Annotated in this window: 15 protein-coding genes and 1 pseudogene; 6 read left to right on the top strand and 10 right to left on the bottom strand. The window is 60.4% G+C overall.

Going from position 1 to position 17,541, the window contains the following annotated elements; genetic code table 11:
* Nucleotides 1-22: 22 nt before the first annotated feature.
* Entirely contained in the window at nucleotides 23-1,534 is a 1,512-nt protein-coding gene (locus ACYZUD_RS28725; protein WP_462021220.1) for an efflux transporter outer membrane subunit, read from the bottom strand.
* 282 nt (nucleotides 1,535-1,816) lie between these two features.
* On the opposite strand from ACYZUD_RS28725, the gene ACYZUD_RS28720 reads away from it, so the two are divergent.
* The 4 genes and pseudogenes from ACYZUD_RS28720 to ACYZUD_RS28705 all read left to right on the top strand — a co-directional run bounded on the left by ACYZUD_RS28720 (nucleotide 1,817) and on the right by ACYZUD_RS28705 (nucleotide 5,382).
* On the top strand, nucleotides 1,817-2,785 hold the full coding sequence (locus tag ACYZUD_RS28720; protein WP_462021219.1) for a LysR family transcriptional regulator: 969 nt from the start codon (nucleotides 1,817-1,819) through the stop codon (nucleotides 2,783-2,785).
* A gap of 399 nt (nucleotides 2,786-3,184) precedes the next feature.
* A pseudogene (locus ACYZUD_RS28715) lies at nucleotides 3,185-3,563 on the top strand (DUF6124 family protein).
* 108 nt (nucleotides 3,564-3,671) lie between these two features.
* Nucleotides 3,672-4,646, top strand: coding sequence for a 2-hydroxyacid dehydrogenase (locus tag ACYZUD_RS28710; RefSeq protein WP_462021218.1), 975 nt, complete (start codon nucleotides 3,672-3,674; stop codon nucleotides 4,644-4,646).
* A gap of 226 nt (nucleotides 4,647-4,872) precedes the next feature.
* The gene (locus ACYZUD_RS28705) at nucleotides 4,873-5,382 is read left to right on the top strand and encodes a DUF2165 family protein (protein WP_462021217.1); all 510 of its coding nucleotides are present in this window, start codon (nucleotides 4,873-4,875) and stop codon (nucleotides 5,380-5,382) included.
* 12 nt (nucleotides 5,383-5,394) lie between these two features.
* On the opposite strand, the gene ACYZUD_RS28700 is transcribed toward ACYZUD_RS28705, so the two are convergent.
* Entirely contained in the window at nucleotides 5,395-6,297 is a 903-nt protein-coding gene (locus ACYZUD_RS28700) for a DMT family transporter (protein WP_462021216.1), read from the bottom strand.
* 137 nt (nucleotides 6,298-6,434) lie between these two features.
* On the opposite strand from ACYZUD_RS28700, the gene ACYZUD_RS28695 reads away from it, so the two are divergent.
* Nucleotides 6,435-7,310 (top strand): helix-turn-helix domain-containing protein, encoded by an 876-nt coding sequence (locus tag ACYZUD_RS28695; protein ID WP_462021215.1) that lies wholly within the window; start codon nucleotides 6,435-6,437, stop codon nucleotides 7,308-7,310.
* Between the two features lie 122 nt (nucleotides 7,311-7,432).
* Here the strand turns inward: ACYZUD_RS28695 and ACYZUD_RS28690 are convergent, their stop codons facing one another.
* The 8 genes from ACYZUD_RS28690 to ACYZUD_RS28655 all read right to left on the bottom strand — a co-directional run bounded on the left by ACYZUD_RS28690 (nucleotide 7,433) and on the right by ACYZUD_RS28655 (nucleotide 15,776).
* Nucleotides 7,433-9,862: a TonB-dependent siderophore receptor gene (locus ACYZUD_RS28690; protein WP_462021214.1), complete on the bottom strand. Its 2,430-nt coding sequence runs from the start codon at nucleotides 9,860-9,862 to the stop codon at nucleotides 7,433-7,435.
* A 198-nt stretch (nucleotides 9,863-10,060) separates the two neighbouring features.
* Complete coding sequence (locus ACYZUD_RS28685) at nucleotides 10,061-11,050, bottom strand: FecR family protein (RefSeq protein ID WP_462021213.1); 990 nt, start codon at nucleotides 11,048-11,050, stop codon at nucleotides 10,061-10,063.
* On the bottom strand, nucleotides 11,047-11,610 hold the full coding sequence (locus tag ACYZUD_RS28680) for an RNA polymerase sigma factor (protein WP_462021212.1): 564 nt from the start codon (nucleotides 11,608-11,610) through the stop codon (nucleotides 11,047-11,049). Before ACYZUD_RS28680 ends, ACYZUD_RS28685 begins: the two co-directional genes overlap by 4 nt.
* 4 nt (nucleotides 11,611-11,614) lie before the next feature.
* The gene (locus ACYZUD_RS28675; RefSeq protein WP_462021211.1) at nucleotides 11,615-11,941 is read right to left on the bottom strand and encodes a DUF3325 domain-containing protein; all 327 of its coding nucleotides are present in this window, start codon (nucleotides 11,939-11,941) and stop codon (nucleotides 11,615-11,617) included.
* A complete protein-coding gene (locus ACYZUD_RS28670) occupies nucleotides 11,942-13,522 on the bottom strand; it encodes a PepSY-associated TM helix domain-containing protein (protein ID WP_462021210.1) in 1,581 nt (526 codons plus the stop codon).
* Nucleotides 13,519-13,824 carry a DUF3649 domain-containing protein gene (locus tag ACYZUD_RS28665; RefSeq protein WP_462021209.1) on the bottom strand — a complete coding sequence of 102 codons (306 nt, stop codon included), beginning with the start codon at nucleotides 13,822-13,824 and terminating at the stop codon, nucleotides 13,519-13,521. The genes ACYZUD_RS28670 and ACYZUD_RS28665 overlap by 4 nt, the downstream gene beginning before the upstream one ends.
* A 383-nt stretch (nucleotides 13,825-14,207) precedes the next feature.
* Nucleotides 14,208-14,615, bottom strand: a complete 408-nt coding sequence (locus ACYZUD_RS28660) for an HPF/RaiA family ribosome-associated protein (RefSeq protein ID WP_462021208.1) — start codon at nucleotides 14,613-14,615, stop codon at nucleotides 14,208-14,210.
* A gap of 213 nt (nucleotides 14,616-14,828) precedes the next feature.
* The gene (locus ACYZUD_RS28655) at nucleotides 14,829-15,776 is read right to left on the bottom strand and encodes a LysR substrate-binding domain-containing protein (protein ID WP_462021207.1); all 948 of its coding nucleotides are present in this window, start codon (nucleotides 15,774-15,776) and stop codon (nucleotides 14,829-14,831) included.
* Between the two features lie 135 nt (nucleotides 15,777-15,911).
* On the opposite strand from ACYZUD_RS28655, the gene ACYZUD_RS28650 reads away from it, so the two are divergent.
* Nucleotides 15,912-17,288 carry an L-serine ammonia-lyase gene (locus ACYZUD_RS28650; protein WP_462021206.1) on the top strand — a complete coding sequence of 459 codons (1,377 nt, stop codon included), beginning with the start codon at nucleotides 15,912-15,914 and terminating at the stop codon, nucleotides 17,286-17,288.
* Nucleotides 17,289-17,541: the final 253 nt, after the last annotated feature.

The raw sequence follows: 17,541 nt of genomic DNA, 5'->3' as shown, positions 1-17,541 counted from the left end.
CTCGCTCCCACAGGTTTTGTATTCAATTCGAGAGGCTCTTAAGCAGGGCCGGAGTTTTCGGTATAGCGGTCTGGCTGTCTTTCGGCACATCGTTGCCCGCGCCAAGTCCACCGCCGAGCGCCGTCACCAGTTCCGCGTGAGCACTGAGGCGTGCGGCCTGAACCTGTTGCTGAACCTGCTGCTGCTTGAACAACAGGGTCTGGGCGTTGAGCACATTGAGATAATCGGTGAGCCCGCGCTGATAGGCGATCATCGCGATGTCGTAGGTTTTCTGCGCGGTGGCCACCGACTCGGCGGCGAAGGTTTGCTGCTTGTCCATGGACTCGCGGCGGATCAACTGGTCAGAGATGTTTTTCAGCGCGTTGACCAGGGTCTGGTTGTACCGGGCCACGGCGATGTCGTAACCGGCGGAGGCTTCGCCCAACTCGGAACGCAAACGGCCGCCGTCGAAGATCGGCAACGAGATCGCCGGGCCGACGCTGTAGTTGAGCTTCTTGCCGGTCAGAAACTCCAGCGCCCCACCGCCGGTGGCCATGTAGCCGAGGCTACCGACCAGATCAACGTTGGGATAGAAACCGGCGTGAGCGACATCAATACCCCGCGCCTGGGCTGCCACTTGCCAGCGGCTGGCGACCACGTCCGGGCGTTGACCGAGCAATTGCGCCGGCAGTGTCGACGGCAGTTTCAACGCCGTACCCAACGACAGCGCCGGCCGCTGCAACTGCGCGCCCTCGCCCGGGCCTTTGCCGGCGAGTGCGGCCAGTTGGTTGCGGCTCAGGGCGATTTCTTCGTCCAGTGCATCGATCTGCCGATGGGTTTCCGGCAACGGCGTTTCGGCCTGGCTGACTTCAAAGTGGGTGCCGATGCCGCCGTTGAGGCGCTTCTGCGCGAGGTCGAGAATTTGCTGTTGCTGGTGCAGGGTCGCTTCGACAATGTCCCGTTGCGCGTAATGCAACGAGAGTTCGATATAGGCGCGCACGATGTTGTTCTGCAATTCGAGCTGGGCCAACCGCGCTTCGGCGGCGCTCATGTGGGCCATGTCCACGGCGCGCTCGGTGGCGTTGCTTTCGCGGCCCCAGAGGTCGAGGGCGTAGCTGAAGCCCAGCGCCGCGTTGTTGTCCCAGGTCGTGGTGTTGGCCAGCTCGCCCGGCCCGTAGAACTGGTCGGTGGGCCAGTTGTGGCGCTTGAGGGTGGATTCGCCGTTGATCTGCAGCGACTCGGCGGACTCGGCGATGCCGGCCATGGATTTGGCCTGACGCACTCGCGCAGCCGCCATGGCCATCGTCGGGCTACCTTGTATGGCGAGGTCGATCCAGCGGTTCAGTTGCGGGTCGCCATACGCCTGCCACCATCGGGCGGTGGGCCAGTGAGCGTCCTGCGCGGCGCTCTGGATCGCTTCGTCGGTGGCCAGTGAATTGGCCTCCAGTGCCTTGCCCTGTGGGGCAATACCTCCGGTTCCGATGCAGCCGCTGATTGTCAGGGTTAAAGCCAAAACACTGAGCGTCTGAAGCGCTCTGCTGATGCGACGCGGCACTGCTGAAAATTCCTGAGGTGGGAGAGATCCCCGTAGGAGCTGCCGAGTAAAACGAGGCTGCGATCTTTTGATCTTCGCTTTTAAAGGCAACATCAAAAGATCGCAGCCTCGTTTCACTCGGCAGCTTCTACAGAGGTGGGCGCAATTCTAGGGGTGGGTTTTGATGGCGATAAGCTGGGATTCTTGTGAATCTTTGTTACCGTTCGCGCGATAATCCGTTAGTCGGGGTCTCAGCCCCTGAAACTTCGTGTCACAATTTGCCATCGCACCCGAGAGCACCCCATGGACACTTTGCAAAACATGCGCGCCTTCAGTTACGTCGCTGAGGCAGGCAGCTTCACCGCCGCCGCCGTGCAACTCGACACCACCACGGCTAACGTCTCGCGCGCGGTCTCCAACCTGGAAGCCCACCTGCAAACCCGCCTGCTCAACCGCACCACGCGTCGCATCGCCCTGACCGAGGCCGGCAAGCGCTACCTGTTGCGCTGCGAGCAGATCCTGGCCTACGTCGAAGAAGCCGAAGCCGAGGCCAGCGACGCCCACGCGCGCCCGGCCGGGCAGCTCAAGGTGCATACCATGACCGGCATCGGTCAGCACTTCGTGATCGACGCCATCGCCCGCTACCGCAAGACCCACCCCGACGTGACTTTCGACCTGACCATGGCCAACCGCGTGCCGGATCTGCTGGACGAGGGTTACGACGTGTCCATCGTGCTGGCCAGTGAACTGCCGGACTCGGGCTTCGTCTCCCAGCGACTGGGCATCACCTACAGCATCGTTTGCGCCTCGCCCGCTTATGTGAAGGCCAACGGCTGTGCGCACAAACCCAGCGATTTGCTGAACCACGCGTGCCTGCGATTGGTGAGCCCGGTAATCCCGCTGGAGAAGTGGACCTTCGACGGCCCTGAAGGTCAGGAAATGGTCACCATCAATAGCTCACCGTTTTTGGTGAATTCGGCCGACGCAATGAAAACCGCGATCATCAGCGGCATGGGCGTTGGCGTGTTGCCGGTGTATGCGGCGATTGAAGGCTTGCGCAACGGGACGCTGGTGCGGGTGATGCCGAACTATCGGTCGCAGGAATTGAATCTGTATGCGATCTACCCGTCGCGGCAGTACCTGGATGCGAAGATCAAGACATGGGTCGAGTACTTGCGCGGGTCGTTGCCGGAGATATTGGCGGCGCATCAGGCGGAATTGGTGGCGTATGAGTTGAGTGGGAGTATGGGTGGGGCTCGGCTGGCGAATTGAACCTCCCGAAGTGAACGGATACCTCTGTAGGAGCTGCCGAAGGCTGCGATCTTTTGATCTTTACGCTCTTGAAGACGCCGGAAGATCAAAAGATCGCAGCCTTCGGCAGCTCCTACAGACGTGGTGATTTTTGAGGATGTTTCCGACAGGTTTTGACGGTTGTCGGTCGGAAGTGGGGTGGATAGGCTTTGGGGGTCGCGGCCCGACTCCCTAAGGCATAATCGCACCACCTAACAGCAGCTCCTTTGGTGTCTGTCGTTTCGTGTTATGGCGCTGTGCGCGGGATACCTTCGGGTATGCCGAGTTCTCGGGGTCGGTCCGCGAACCCGCGTACAGCTGCCACCTCAAATTGCGTCGCGGCAATTCGGAGTGGCTCCATTTCATCCCCGAGGTGTCACCATGTTCAAAGCAACCCCCAATCCCCCTGAAACCGACAACGTTCCCCCCCTACGAATCCCTCGACTCAAAAAAACTCCACGAAGCCGCTGACCGCGCGCTCGATCACTACCTCAATCCGTCGGCCCTTAAAAACCCCGTAGAGCGCAAGCCGAGCACGATGTTTGTCATCGCACCCGATATCGATGATGAAAGCCTGCTGGCGCACGCCTGCGAGTCACTGGCCTCGGCGAGTGTCATGACCAGTGATTTTGCGGGGTACCTGGAGGGCCCTCACCGTCACACCGCGATGGCGATTCAGCAGATCATCATGCTGGCCGAGCTGGCGGTGAATCGGGTGCTGGATAACGTGGACGTACCCGAATCTACGCCGCACAGCTGATCCCACAGTTTTTGGATGGTGTACACCCGGCAATCCGTGCGCTCGCACAACAGCGACAAAGAATGTTAGCGTGCTTGGCATTCTCCACGCCCGACGAGCCCTCCTCCCATGAAAAAGACCGTCCTCGCCTTCAGCCGTGTCACGCCCGAAATGGTCGAACGCCTCAAGCAAGACTTCGACGTCATCGTGCCGAATCCGAAAAACGGCGACATCAATGCCCAGTTCAACGAAGCCCTGCCCCACGCCCACGGCCTGATCGGCGTCGGCCGCAAACTGGGCCGCGCGCAGCTGGAAAACGCGAGCAAACTGGAAGTGGTTTCCAGCGTCTCGGTCGGCTACGACAACTACGATGTCGCCTACTTGAACGAACGCGGCATCATGCTCACCAACACCCCGGACGTCCTCACCGAAAGCACCGCCGACCTGGCCTTCGCCTTGCTCATGAGCAGCGCCCGGCGCGTGGCTGAACTGGACGCCTGGACCAAGGCCGGTCAGTGGCAAGCCACCGTCGGCGCACCCTTGTTCGGTTGCGATGTGCACGGCAAAACCCTGGGCATCGTCGGCATGGGCAATATCGGCGCCGCCATCGCCCGTCGCGGTCGGCTCGGTTTCAACATGCCGATTATCTACAGTGGCAACAGCCGCAAGACCGAGCTGGAACAGGAACTCGGCGCGCAGTTCCGCAGCCTGGATCAGTTGCTGGCCGAAGCCGATTTCGTCTGCCTGGTGGTGCCGCTCAGCGAGAAAACCAGGCACCTGATCAGCCATCGCGAACTCGCCTTGATGAAACCGAGCGCCATTCTGGTGAACATCGCCCGCGGCCCGGTAGTGGACGAGCCGGCGCTGATCGAGGCGCTGCAAAACAACCGCATTCGTGGCGCCGGGCTGGACGTCTATGAGAAAGAACCGCTGGCCGAATCGCCGCTGTTCCAACTGAAGAACGCGGTGACCTTGCCGCACATCGGCTCAGCCACCCATGAAACCCGCGAAGCGATGGCCAACCGGGCCTTGGCCAACCTGCGCAGCGCCTTGTTGGGTGAGCGGCCGCAAGACTTGGTGAACCCACAAGTCTGGCAAGGCTGATTGAATCACGGCACGTCGTGCTCGACGTGCCGCTTGCCACAACGATCGCACACATGTTCGGCTACTAACAACAGCAAAACTTCCTATTTCAAATCACCACTCGCTCATGGGAACAATAACAAGCGACACAACTTGCACTCAGTCCTCATCAGCCCTTATGCACAAAAGCTATAAACTCCGAGCAACTTTTAAAGCACCACAAAACGTATATTCGGAGAACACCCACATGAACAACTTCACCGCCGTCTGCACAATCAGGCGGAGTAAAGTACTGATTGTTTTTATGGCGGCAATATTCGGCCTAGTCACTCTCTTCAATAATTTTACCGACTACACAGCCTATTCCGAGTATATCGGGCTGATCATCAGTATGAGCACTACCGAGGGTAACGACTCCCGCCTCTACCGGGCCGTCGGCTCACCCTTGTTTCACCACCGGTTTTACTGGATGATCATAACCCTTGAGATCATATATACGTTCAGCTGTCTGTTCGGCACTTATCAGCTTTACCGAAATATCAATGCGTCGCGCAACGATTTTCACGAGGCCAAGAAGTTTGCCATCGTGGGTTTGACCATCGCTATTTTTGTTTACTACATCCTCTACATCATCATACTTAACGAGTGGTTCGACATGGAGTATTCCGCTCAGCGCAATGCCTTTGATTGGGCACGAAGTAATATCGAATACATGTTCCTGGCGCTGATATACCTGGCCCTGACAAACGACAAATAAGCACTGTAGTGTTCATGCCAACTTGCCTGCTACCGGTTTGACCCTTGCACTGGGTTTTCGAAAAACCAGCACGTTACCCAGCATGACCATCACCAGCCCTGCCAGCGCCGGAGCGGTCCACTGGTAACCTTCGGCAAACGCCGACACGTTGAGCGCCACCACCGGGAACAACACGGTGCAATAGGCCGCACGCTCAGGCCCCATGCGCCCGACCAGCGTCAGGTAGGCGGTGAAGCCGATCACCGAACCGGGGATGACCAGATACAACAGCGAGCCGATGTAGCGCGCATTCCATTCCATGTCGAACGGTATGCCTTTGACCAGGCACCATACTGACAGCATCGCCGCGCCATAAGCCATGCCCCAGGCGTTGGTCGTCAGGGGCTTGAGCCCGGCCTTCTGTTGCAGGCTCGACAGCATGTTGCCTGCCGAGAAACACAGGGTGCCGAGCAGCGCCAGGCCCAACCCGAGTAATGTTTCCGGGCTGGCGGTGTGGCCAGCCAACTCCGGCCAGAACAGCAGGCCAAGCCCGAGCAAGCCGAGCGCACCGCCCATCAGCACGTTGCGAGCGATTTTCTGGCCGAAGAACACCCGAGCGTTGAAGGCGTTCCACAGGGTGGCGGTGGAAAACACCACGGCGACCAGACCGCTGGGGATCCACTGGCTGGCGGTGAGGAAGCACATGAAGTTGATGCAAAACAGGCACAACCCTTGCGCCAGGCAGATCAGGTGCCCGCGGCGGTTCATCACTTGCAGCTTTCTGCTGAGCAGCAGCATCACGAACAGCACCAGCGCAGCGAGGCCGAAACGATAGACGATCGACACCGGAATGGCCACCACGCCCAGTTGCCATTTCAAGGCAATCCAGGTGGTGCCCCAGATCAGCACGGTCAGCAAGTACAACGAAAGGTTCATGACAAGGCTCCTCGATAGGGGTTCAGTGTCCCGCCTCAAGCCTCGCCGCACTTGCATAAACTTGCGCTTTTGTCGAAGCGCAGGCTGGCAGCGCAATTTCTACGGAGTAGGATGCAAGGCGTTGGAGAGAACAGATCATGCCCGCACTGGAAACCCTGCAAGTTTTTCAAGCCCTCAACCGCTCGCCCAATGCTCGCCTCGAGCACAGCGCCGAGCTCGGTGACGGCATGGCTGCAGCCTTGTGGAGCAACCATCACGACGCCCAGGACTACGAAGCACCCAGTCACCACACCTTGTCCTGCTACATCGCCGGCGGCACCGGTACCTTTCGCCGCGACCAGCCCGGTACCAAGGGCGGCCCGGACAAGCTGTGCATTCTGCCGGCCGAACATCAGTCCGGCTGGGTGATCAACGGTGACATTCGCCTGGCCCATATTTATTTCAGCCCAGAGCAATTCGCCCTCGGCTGCGTCACGCTACTGGACCGCGAACCTCGCGAACTGCAATTGCGCGAAGGCACGTTTCTCGACGACCCACTGCAAGCCCGGCGTTTTCGCCAGATGATCACACTCAATTGGGAGGAGCCCGGCGAACGTCTGCTCACCAGCAGCCTGGCTCACGAAATGCTCAGCCACGTGTTGCTTGGCCAGGTCGGCCTGCGCGAGGGATTGCGGCTCAAGGGCGGATTGGCGGCGCATCAGCGACGGCAGTTGGTGGAATTCATCGACAGTCAGCTGGCCGAGGCCATCAGCCTGGGGCAATTGGCGGGGTTGTGTGCGCTGTCGGAGTATCACTTTGCGCGGATGTTTCGTGAGAGCTTTGGATTGCCGCCGCATCAGTACGTGCTGGCACGACGACTGAGCCGCGCGCGGGAGTTGCTGCGCTCGACGTCGCAGCCGTTGGGGGAGATTGCGTTGGCGTGCGGGTTTGCCAGTGCCAGTCACTTTACCAATCGGTTTCGGCAGGCAATGGGTGGGACGCCTGGGGAGTATCGGCAGGCGTTTTTGCGGTAGTCCTGAAATTTTCAGCGTCCGTCATGCCGCCATCGCGAGCAGGCTCGCTCCCACAGGGGAATGCATTCCAAATGTGGGAGCGAGACCGGCTTGCCCGCGATGAACGATGACGCGGTCTACCCTCAGAATTCCAACGTGCTGGACAACGAAATCTGCCGTGAATCCCCCATCGACACAAAGAACCGGCTCGCCGCCGAGGTGTAGTAAGTGCGGTCAAACAGGTTTTTCACGTTGAGTTGAAACTTGACCTTCTGCCCTTCGACCTTGGTGTCGTAGGTGGCGAATGCATCGGCCACGGTGTAGCTCGGCAGATCGAAATCGTTCACCGCATTGCCCGCCCGTTCCCCCACATACCGCGCCCCCGCGCCGACCCGCAGCTGATCGCCGCCGACGATGGTGCCAAAGTCGTAGACCGCCGACAACGAGCCGGTGTTCTTCGCGACGTTTTGCAGTTTTTTACCCTTGTAGTCCGGGTCTTCGGTGACTTCGGCGTCGGTGTAGGCATAGCTGCCGATCATGCTCCAGCGGTCACTGAGCTGGCCGGTCAGGTCCACTTCCAGGCCACGGGAACGCACTTCACCCGCAGCGCTGTAGATCGTCACCGGGCCTTCGGAGTTGGCCACCAGCACATTGCGTTTCTTGATGTCGAACAGGGCGACGTTACCGGTCACACGCCCCGGAATATCAAGCTTGGCCCCCACTTCCCAGGACTTGGCTTCTTCCGGTGCGACGCTGCCGTCGAGCACGGTGCTGCTACCGCTCAGCGGGGCGATGGTCGAGTTGGGTTTGAACGATTCGGTGTAGCTGCCATAGAACGACAGCGCGTCGGTGTAGCGATACACCAGGCCGGCGCGCGGCACCCATTTCTGGCCGTTGCTGTCGGTGTTGGCCTTAAACGGTACGCCTTTGCCGGCGTACTGGTCGTACGCCTGGAAACGTCCGCCGGCCACCAGAATCCACTGATCAGTGAGGTGGATCGAGTCCTGCAGGAACAGCGAGTCGCTGCGCAGCAAATCGGTCTGGGCGCTGTCGGCCGGGCTGACGGTGGAGCCTTCGACCTCACGGCCATAAACCGGGTTGAGGTAGCTGAAGGTGGTCAGGCTTTTCTGGCGGATCAGATCTTCGCGGTAGATCTTGCGGTACTCGTCATCGACGCCGAACACCAGGTCATGCTGCATGCCCGCGACCTTGACCTTGCCTTCGAGGCTGGCGGTGGTGAAGCGGTCGGTGCTGATCGCGTTCTGGGTGCCGTCCATGCTGCGGGTCAGGGTGCCTCTGGCGGTGTTGATGGCCGTGACGCGCACCTGACTGGCGTCGTAGGTTTCGCGGTTCCAGCTGTAGCCGAAGTGGGCTTTCCAGTTGTCGTTGAGCTCATGGTCGGCCTCGAAGTGATAGAGGTCCGAGCGCCCTTCCATGTTGTTGAACGGCTCGTCGAGGCGACGATCACGGGAGATGTCCAGCGGATGGTTGTCACGCGGGTCGATCAGCGTGCCACGGTCGAACGGGGTCAAGAATTCGCGGTGTTCATAGGCGAACAACAGCGTGGTGCTTTCGCCGAACCAGGCCAGCGATGGCGCCACCAGCGTCTCGCGATGGGTGCCGAAGCTGCGCCAGTAATCTTCGTCTTCGTGGTCCAGCACCATGCGGTACGCCAACCCGGAATCACCGAGCGCGCCCATGCTGTCGAGGCCGCCACCGCTGCCGTTTTTGCCGTTGCCGTAGGTCGAGCCACGCAGGGTCAACGCGTTGTACTGCTCAAGTTCAGGCTTCTTGCTGACCATGTTGACCACACCCCCCGGGTCCTGGATGCCGTAGAGCAAGGAGGCCGGCCCCTTGAGCACTTCGACCCGATCCACGGTGGCGTTGAGGCCACGGCCCTGCACCACCGGCATGCCGTCGCGCATGATCGAGCCGTTGCGGTTGTCGCCAAAACCGCGCGTCATCACCGAGTCCTGAGTGCTGCCCAGTGTATTGCGCTGGGTGATGCCGCTGACGTTGGCCAGCGCATCATCCAGATTGCGCGGTGCCTGATCGCGAATGACCTGGGCCGGGATCACGTTGACGGTCTGGGGGATTTCCTGGAGCAAGGCCGACGAGCGCATCACCGAGCTGGTGGGCGGCGGCTGGTAGCTCATGGTTTGATCCATCACCGAGGTGATGGTGGTCGCGCCGAGGTTCAAGGTGCCTTCGGTGGGCAGCGGTTCCAGGACCAGCGTGTGGCCGTCGGTGCGACGGAAGGTGAATCCCGAACCACTGAGCAAACGCTGCATCGCCTGTTCGGCACTCATCTGCCCGCTGACGGCTGGCGCCGTAAGGCCGTAGGGCGCTTCATCGGTGTAGACCACGCTGATGCCGGTGATCCGGCTGAAGTCGCTCAAGGCCTGGGGCAGCGGTTTGGCGGCCATCGCGAAGCTGAACTGCGTACGCTGCTGCGTGCTGCCGGCCTCAGCCGCCACCGCCACACTCAACGGCAACAGCGCCAACGCCGAAAAGCTCAACGCCGACACACCCAACCATTGTTTGACCAAACCCGATTTTGCCCTGGACTTCATTGCTCATGACCTGTGTAGAACCGCTACGAATGCGAATGACTCGCAGTTTCAGTCACTACACGGATGGGCCTCGGGTTTACCTCACCAGAAAGTTGAAAATATTTGAAAAGATCAAAAGATCGCAGCCTTCGGCAGCTCCTACAGAGGAACGCGTACTCATGTAGGAACTGCCGAAGGCTGCGATCTTTTGATGTTGCCTCAACGCAAAATAATCAGATGCCCCAACACCGTCTGCTGCTCAAACCCCAACACCCCCTGCAGCGAACTCAGTACCGCCTGCGGGTCCTTGCTCGGAAAGCTGCCACTGACTCGCCGCGCCGCGAGGTCATCGTTGAGCAACACGATCCGCCCCGGGTAATAACGCCCCAGATCCTGCACCACCTCGGCCAGCGTCGCCTTGTAATAATTGAGCCAGCCCTGACGCCACGCCAACTGCGCTTCGCTGTCGACGGCATGCAGTTTTTCCACCACGCCATCGCCATACGCGACTTGCTGGCCAGCGGTCAGAATTTGCTGTTCCGTGTGTTTGTCTGCCGCCACGCCGACCCGTCCGGACAACACCGTCACCTGAGCGCCACGGGGTTGCAGGCGCACTTCAAACTGCGTGCCCAACACCCGCGCCTGACCCTTTTCAGCATCGACCACAAACGGCTCGCCGGTGTGCGTCACGCTGAAAAAACCGGCACCGCGACGCAGCTGTACATGCCGTTCACCGCGGCTGAAATCCACGGCGATTGCACTGTCGGCATCCAGGGTGACTTGCGACTGATCGGCCAACGTGACGGTGCGGATTTCTCCCGGAGCCGACACATAGTCAGCACCCAGATCATCGACCCAGCGCATCGGCTGCCAGCCTGCCCCGAGGCTGATCATCAACAACAGGCACGCGGCCATCGCCAGCGCACCGGACCAACGCCGGACATTGCTGCGGCGCGAGCGATTCATGGCGTTGAGGTAGCCCTGCAAGGCAAATGCATCTTCATCGGCCAGGGACCGCGCCGGCACTTCGGTCAATTCCCACACCACTTGCGCCTGGGCGTAAGCCTCGGCGTGGGCAGGATCGGCCTGCAACCAATGGCTGAAAGTGGCCTGATCGCCGCTGCTGGGCTGGTCATGCAACAGGCTCAGCCAAGCGAAAGCGGCCTGCTCCTGGGCGGGCGTCGGGGTGACGCGCTGGATGTGGTTCACGGTGCTTTCCCTGGCGTGCGCGGTTCGGGTTCCCGCAGGCTGGCCTTACAGGCTTCGAGCGCGCGCATCATATGTTTTTCCACGGCACTTTGGGACAAACCCATCGCCTTGGCGATCTCGGCGTATTTGCGGCCATGGATGCGGTTGAGCAAAAAAATCTGCCGCGTGCGCTCAGGCAACGCGCGCAACGCCGCTTCGACGTGACGTAAATCGTTGCCCGCCTCCAGCGCGGCTTGCGGTTCACTGCCCTGGCTGTCTGGTTGATCCGGCATCCAGCCTTCATTGACCCGCACCCGCGTACCTTCGCTGCGCAAATGGTCGATGGCGATGTTGCCGGCGCAACGCAGCAGATAAGTGCTGAGTTCTTCGACCTGCACCAGCGGCCGACGCCAGAAACGCAGAAACAAGTCCTGCACCAGGTCCGCCGCCGTTGCCCGGCAACCAACGCGACGACTCACCAGCGCTTCCATCTGCGAGCGCTGGGACAGGAACACTTGCAGGAAATGCGCACGCGCTCCGCGAGGTTCGTCGTCGTGGGAATCGGGTGGGCTGGTGATCATCGGGTCAATACTGCGCAAATGCGGCAAGGGGGCTGGCCAGCAGGCCCAACCCGGCCAATGACAACGCCAGACGCGGGCGATACGGCATCAACAGCACCAGCACCAAAGCGCTGAGCATCAACACCGCGAACCACTCGACCAATCCAAGGCCCCAGCCCGTCGCCGACACCGCCGCCCACAGCGACAATGCCAGCAGCAGCCAGCCACCGAGTTTCATATTCTGGCGGCGACGGGAAGACGGCTTGCGCCCCAGCAGTTCAACATGATGCCGATCCATCGACAAACACAGCGCGGTGAAACCGCCATAGCAGAGCAACAGGGCCAGCAACATTCAGTTCGCCTCGCGCTCAAGGGTGATCGGTTGCGCACGTTCCCGGATAACGGCATCAGCCTTTCCCGAGCGCTGCATTTTCCACGCAGCCCACGCGAAAAACAGACCACTGCCCAGGCACGTCAGATCGAAACCGGCCATGGCCCAATCGCCCTGTACCAGCGTGACGCCCAAGTGATACGGCGTGGTCAGGGCGTTCAGCAACGGCACCGCGCCGAACAGCAACGCCGCCAGCGCCAATTGTTCGACCCACGCCGCGCGACCTCGGCGAACCATGGCATGCAATACGCTCAAGCCCCAGACAATGAAGAAGCCGTTCACTTCCCAATCCGCCCGCCCGGCCATCCCGACCGGCAGCAATCGATTGGCCCAGAAAAACGCCGCCACGGCGACCATCAACCCCGCCATGCTGGCGATGTTCAGCACTTCCACCAGCCGCAGTTCGAACGGCATGACGCCACTTTTCGTGTGTTTGAGCTGACGTTTACCGAGCCAGATCACCAGCCCGGTGCCGATCATCGCCGTGCCCGCCAATCCGCAAATGAAGTACAGCCAGCGCAACACCGGACCGGCGAAATGGCCCATGTGCAAGCCATAGAAACTGCTAGCAATGGCCCTCGGCAGCGATTGCTGCGGGGTCGTGCCAATCAGTTGTCCGGTGACGCCGTTGAAGGTCACTGCGCTGCCAAAGTCGTGGACGACCCGGTCGGCGCCGTCACGCACCAGCACGACCGAGGCATTTGCATCGCCCGGATTGTTCACCGTCAGCCGCCCGACTCGCCCGCCCGCCCACTGCTCGCGAGCCCGTTCCAGCAAGGGCGCCAAAGGTGCCAACTGACCCGGTTTGCCTGCGAGCGCGGGTGTATTGGAAGCCGGAAATACCTCATCGTAAAACGCCCGGACATCACCCTTGTAGGAGGCCAGGATGCTCGCGGGCATCACCATCGACATGAAAATCACCAGGCTGCTGTAGGTGATCATCAGGTGAAACGGCAGCACCAGTACGCCGACCGCGTTGTGCCCGTCGAGCCAGGAACGCTGGCCCTTGCGCGGTCGGAAGGTAAAGAAGTCCTTGAAGATTTTCTTGTGCGTGATGATCCCGCTGATCAGCGCGATGAACATCACCATGGCCGCGATGGTCGACAGCCAGCGCCCCCACGGGTAGGGCATTTGCAGTTGGAAGTGGAAGCGGTAGAAGAACTCGCCGCCCGTGGTTTCCCGGCCCTGCACTTCAGTGCCGGTTTGCGGGTCGAGGAGTTTTTCAGTGAATTGGCCACGCGTGCCGGGTTTGGCCGGAGCCTGCTGCCACCGCACCGAAAGGCCGGGTTCCCGGGTGTCGGGCAAATCGATGAGCCAGCGCGAGGCACCGGCGGCGTGTTGCTGAAGATAATCCTGGGCCAGTGTCAGACTGGCTTCGGACGATACCGAACGGGCAGGAATTTCCGGCTGCATCCAGTGGCTGATCTCGTCCTTGAAATAGGCGAGTGTGCCGGTCAGAAAAATCGCGAACAGCAGCCAGCCGAAGGTCAAACCGGCCCAGGTGTGCAGCCAGGCCATGGCCTGCCGAAAGCCCTCTTTCATGAGTGCCCCATCCAGTAAGCCAACCCCGAAACAGCCGCCAGCACCAGACTCGGCACAATCAACCCGAACCAGGCCTGCCACGCACTGCGACAGGCAAAGCACCAGAGCACCGCGATCAGGTAGGCCAGAAACGAGGTCATCATCCCGGTCACCACGGCGTCGGCGCGGGCCATCGGCAACCACATCGTCAGAGAAACACTGGCCAGCGCCGCGACGAGGTAACCGCCCAGCACAGCGGCCAGCACCCGCGAAGTGACCGCCAGTCGGTAGGAAACGGGGAGCGTGCTGATTTTGCCTTTCATGTTTCGACCTTGAAACGGGTGAGGCCGCGAGAACGTTACGGGGCCAACAAGGCCGCAATATTAATGATAAATATTCTCATACGCAAAAAAAGATCGGATGAGATTGTTTGTTGACACCACCACAGGCAAGTACGAAGGGCCCCGATCACAGATATCTTTAGTCGAGCACACTTGTGGCGAGGGGCTTGCCCCGTTCGGCTGCGAAGCAGCCGCAGACCGGCTCTTACGGTTTTCTGATAAAACTCGATAGGAGGTTTGGGACTGCTGCGCAGTCCAACGGGGGCAAGCCCCCTCGCCACAATGAAATGAGTAAGTCCACAAACAAGAACGGGCCTGCAATGGCAGGCCCGTATTTTTGGTGGATGGTAAAAGTAAATCAGGCTTCAGCCGTTTTGCGCAGCCTGTTCGTTCTCGAGAAACTCGTCTTCCAGCAGCGCATCGGCCGCGCCCCTCTCGAACGGCACCACAGCGGCACGTGGTTTGCCCCGCAGTTTGCCGAACAGATGCTCTAGCGCATGCTCGAGTTTTTCGGCGGCACCATCAATGGCCAGTTCCAGGTTAGCGGCCTTATGGGTTACAGAAATCGGTTGGTGGCCTTTTGGCCGCGCTTCCAGTTGGCAGCGCATGTCGTGCGGTCCGGGCTTGTCGCCGTTTTCATCCCGCAGGTGAACCTCGACACGGGTCAGGTCCTCTTCATAACGTTCGAGCGTGCTCTCAATGGTAGTACGTACCCACTCCTCCAGTCGGATGCTGCTTTGAATATGGTTATCGCTGTTGACTTGGATTTGCATAGTTCATCCCTTATTTCAGCTAGCTCGCTAGAGGCCCTTCGGCTAGCCCTTGGGCGTCATCACCGTGACCTCTTACTTACACAATCGGTCTGTGCGCAGAACAATTCAACCCCTAAAAAAAGATAAATTTTGATTCGCAAAAAAAGCCGGACAACGGACAAAAGCGCTGTTAAGGTCGGGAGTTGGGTCGCCCCTCTCTTCTGTAATAGTTGCTCACATCTGCCGCTGCCCCAGCGGGTGCAGGCTGCGAAAAATCCCCGCCTCTTCCACCAGCCAGTCATGCACCGCGCGTACGCCCGGATGGCTCAGCGCGCCCGGCGCATAGAGCAACATGTAACGCTTGTGATTGGGCACCGCCAGGCCAAACGGCACGATCAACGCCCCGCGCTCCAGTTCATCGTTCAGCAACGTTCGCCGCGCAATCGCCACGCCCATGCCGGCGATCGCCGCTTCGATGGTCAGGTGATTGCGATTGAAGGTGTGCCCGCGCCGTACGTCCGCGCCCTCGAAACCGATGGCGTTGAGGTAGAACTCCCATTCCGCATACTCGTAACTGCCGCGCCAGGCGGTGATGTCGTGCAGCAAAGGGAAATGCACCAGGTCCGCCGGGCCATGCAGCGGTGGCCGGCCACGCAACAGGCTCGGGGCGCACACCGGGAAAATCTGCTCGTCGAGCAAGGCTGTGGATAACAACCCCGGATAACTGCCGTCATTCAGGTCGATGGCCAGATCGAAGTCGCCCTCGTGCAACGGCACGCTGCTGTCCTCCGCCACCAGGCGCAATTGAATGTCCGGAAAGCGCTGCTGCAACCGCGGCAACCGCGGGGTCAGCCATTTGCTCAGGAACGACGGAATCGAGCGCACCCGCAAAGTCCCGCTGATTATTCCCGCGTCCAGTCGTCGCAATTCTGCGTCGATGCTGCCATAGGCCTCGTTGACCGTAATGGCCAGTCGCTGGCCCTCCGCGCTCAGTTCCACGCCGCGAGCGCGTCGGTGGAAAAGTCGAAACCCCAGCCGCTCCTCCAGTTGCCGGACTTGCTGACTGACCGCACCCGGCGTGATGTGCAGTTCTTCGGCGCATCGGGTGAACGACAAGTGCCGCGCGGCACAGGAAAACACGTGCAGCCAGACGTAAGTCTGGGCATGCAATTGACGGCTCATCGTTTAGTCCTGCTAAAGGCTGTCTTAGGAAGTTTCGTTGGTCACACTGGACTGAGGTTGGCAGTATCGCTGAAATTGCGCTTGTCCTACAGAAATGGCAGCGATTCCTCTTCCATTGCTTGTATAGGCTTTAGCATGGCTATCAGTGTTTTCGATCTCTTCAAAGTCGGTATCGGTCCGTCCAGTTCCCATACCGTCGGCCCGATGCGTGCCGCTGCGACCTTCGCCCAGACACTGATTGACCAAGGTTTGCTGGACGCCGTACGTCGAGTAGAAATCCGCCTTTACGGTTCCCTTTCCGCCACGGGCGTCGGCCACGCCACCGACCGTGCCTGCGTCATGGGCCTGATGGGCGAATGGCCGGACAGCATCGATCCCACGTCCATCGACAGCCGCATCCAGGCCCTGCTCGAAACCGGTGAGTTGTCCCTGGCCGGCAAAACGACCATCGCCTTCAACTGGCAACGCGATCTCCTGCTGCTCGACGAGAGCCTGCCCTACCACCCGAACGCCATGTCCCTGACAGCCTTTGGCGAAACCGGTGAGTTGTCGGAGCAAACGTACTATTCGATCGGCGGCGGTTTCATCGTCGAAGCAGCCGAAGCCGAGTCCGGCATTGCGCCGACCAGCGACGTGGTGCTGCCGTACGATTTCTCCAGTGCCGCCGAATTGCTCAAGCTCTGCCACCAGCACGGGTTGCGGGTTTCCGAGTTGATGATGGCCAACGAACTGGCTTGGCGCAGCGAGGCCGACATCCGTCAGGGCTTGCTGCACATCTGGTCGGTGATGCGCGAGTGCGTCGAGCAAGGCCTGCGCCACGAAGGCATTCTGCCGGGCGGTCTGAATGTTCCTCGCCGTGCGGCGAAATTGCACCGCAGCCTGTTGGAAATCGGCAAGCCGAATGTCATCACCTCCACGCTATCGGCCATGGAGTGGGTGAACCTGTTCGCGCTCGCCGTGAACGAAGAAAACGCTGCGGGCGGGCGGATGGTGACGGCACCGACCAACGGCGCGGCGGGGATCATTCCGGCAGTGCTGCACTACTACATGAAATTCAACCCGGACGCCTCGGACGATGACGTTGTGGCGTTCTTTTTGGGCGCAGCGGCTGTCGGCATTCTCTGCAAGAAAAACGCGTCGATTTCCGGCGCCGAAGTGGGCTGCCAGGGCGAAGTGGGTTCGGCTTGCGCCATGGCCGCCGCCGGTCTGGCCGACGTCCTCGGCGCCACGCCGGAGCAACTGGAAAACGCCGCAGAAATCGGCCTGGAACACAACCTCGGCCTGACCTGCGACCCGGTCGGCGGTCTGGTGCAAGTGCCTTGCATCGAGCGCAACGCAATCGCCGCCGTGAAGGCGATCAACGCCACGCAAATGGCCCTGCGTGGCGATGGCAAACACTTCATTTCCCTGGACCGAGTGATCCGCACCATGCGCGATACCGGCGCCGACATGCACGACAAATACAAAGAGACTTCACGGGGCGGCCTGGCGGTCAGCTGGGTGGAGTGCTGATCGATTTGACTGCACTGTCAGCGGTCATCCACTCATTGATGCCCTGAAACGGGCAGGCAAAAAGAAGGCGGGCCACACTGCCCGCCTCTTTTTTGCCGTGTCTATTGTTCGACAAATTTTCCGGCATGCCCCTTGCTACGTCCCTCCTGAGACAAAAAGGACTTTTGAAGACCTCCGCGAACGGCTTGCCGATGGTCCGGTATTGCGAACCAACCCGATCATGGCCGGTCAACAACTGCACGTTCAATCAGGC

Source organism: Pseudomonas sp. XS1P51 (assembly GCF_054897845.1).
The sequence above is the reverse complement of the archived record's forward strand: the minus strand, read 5'-3'. Positions and strand labels throughout refer to the sequence as shown.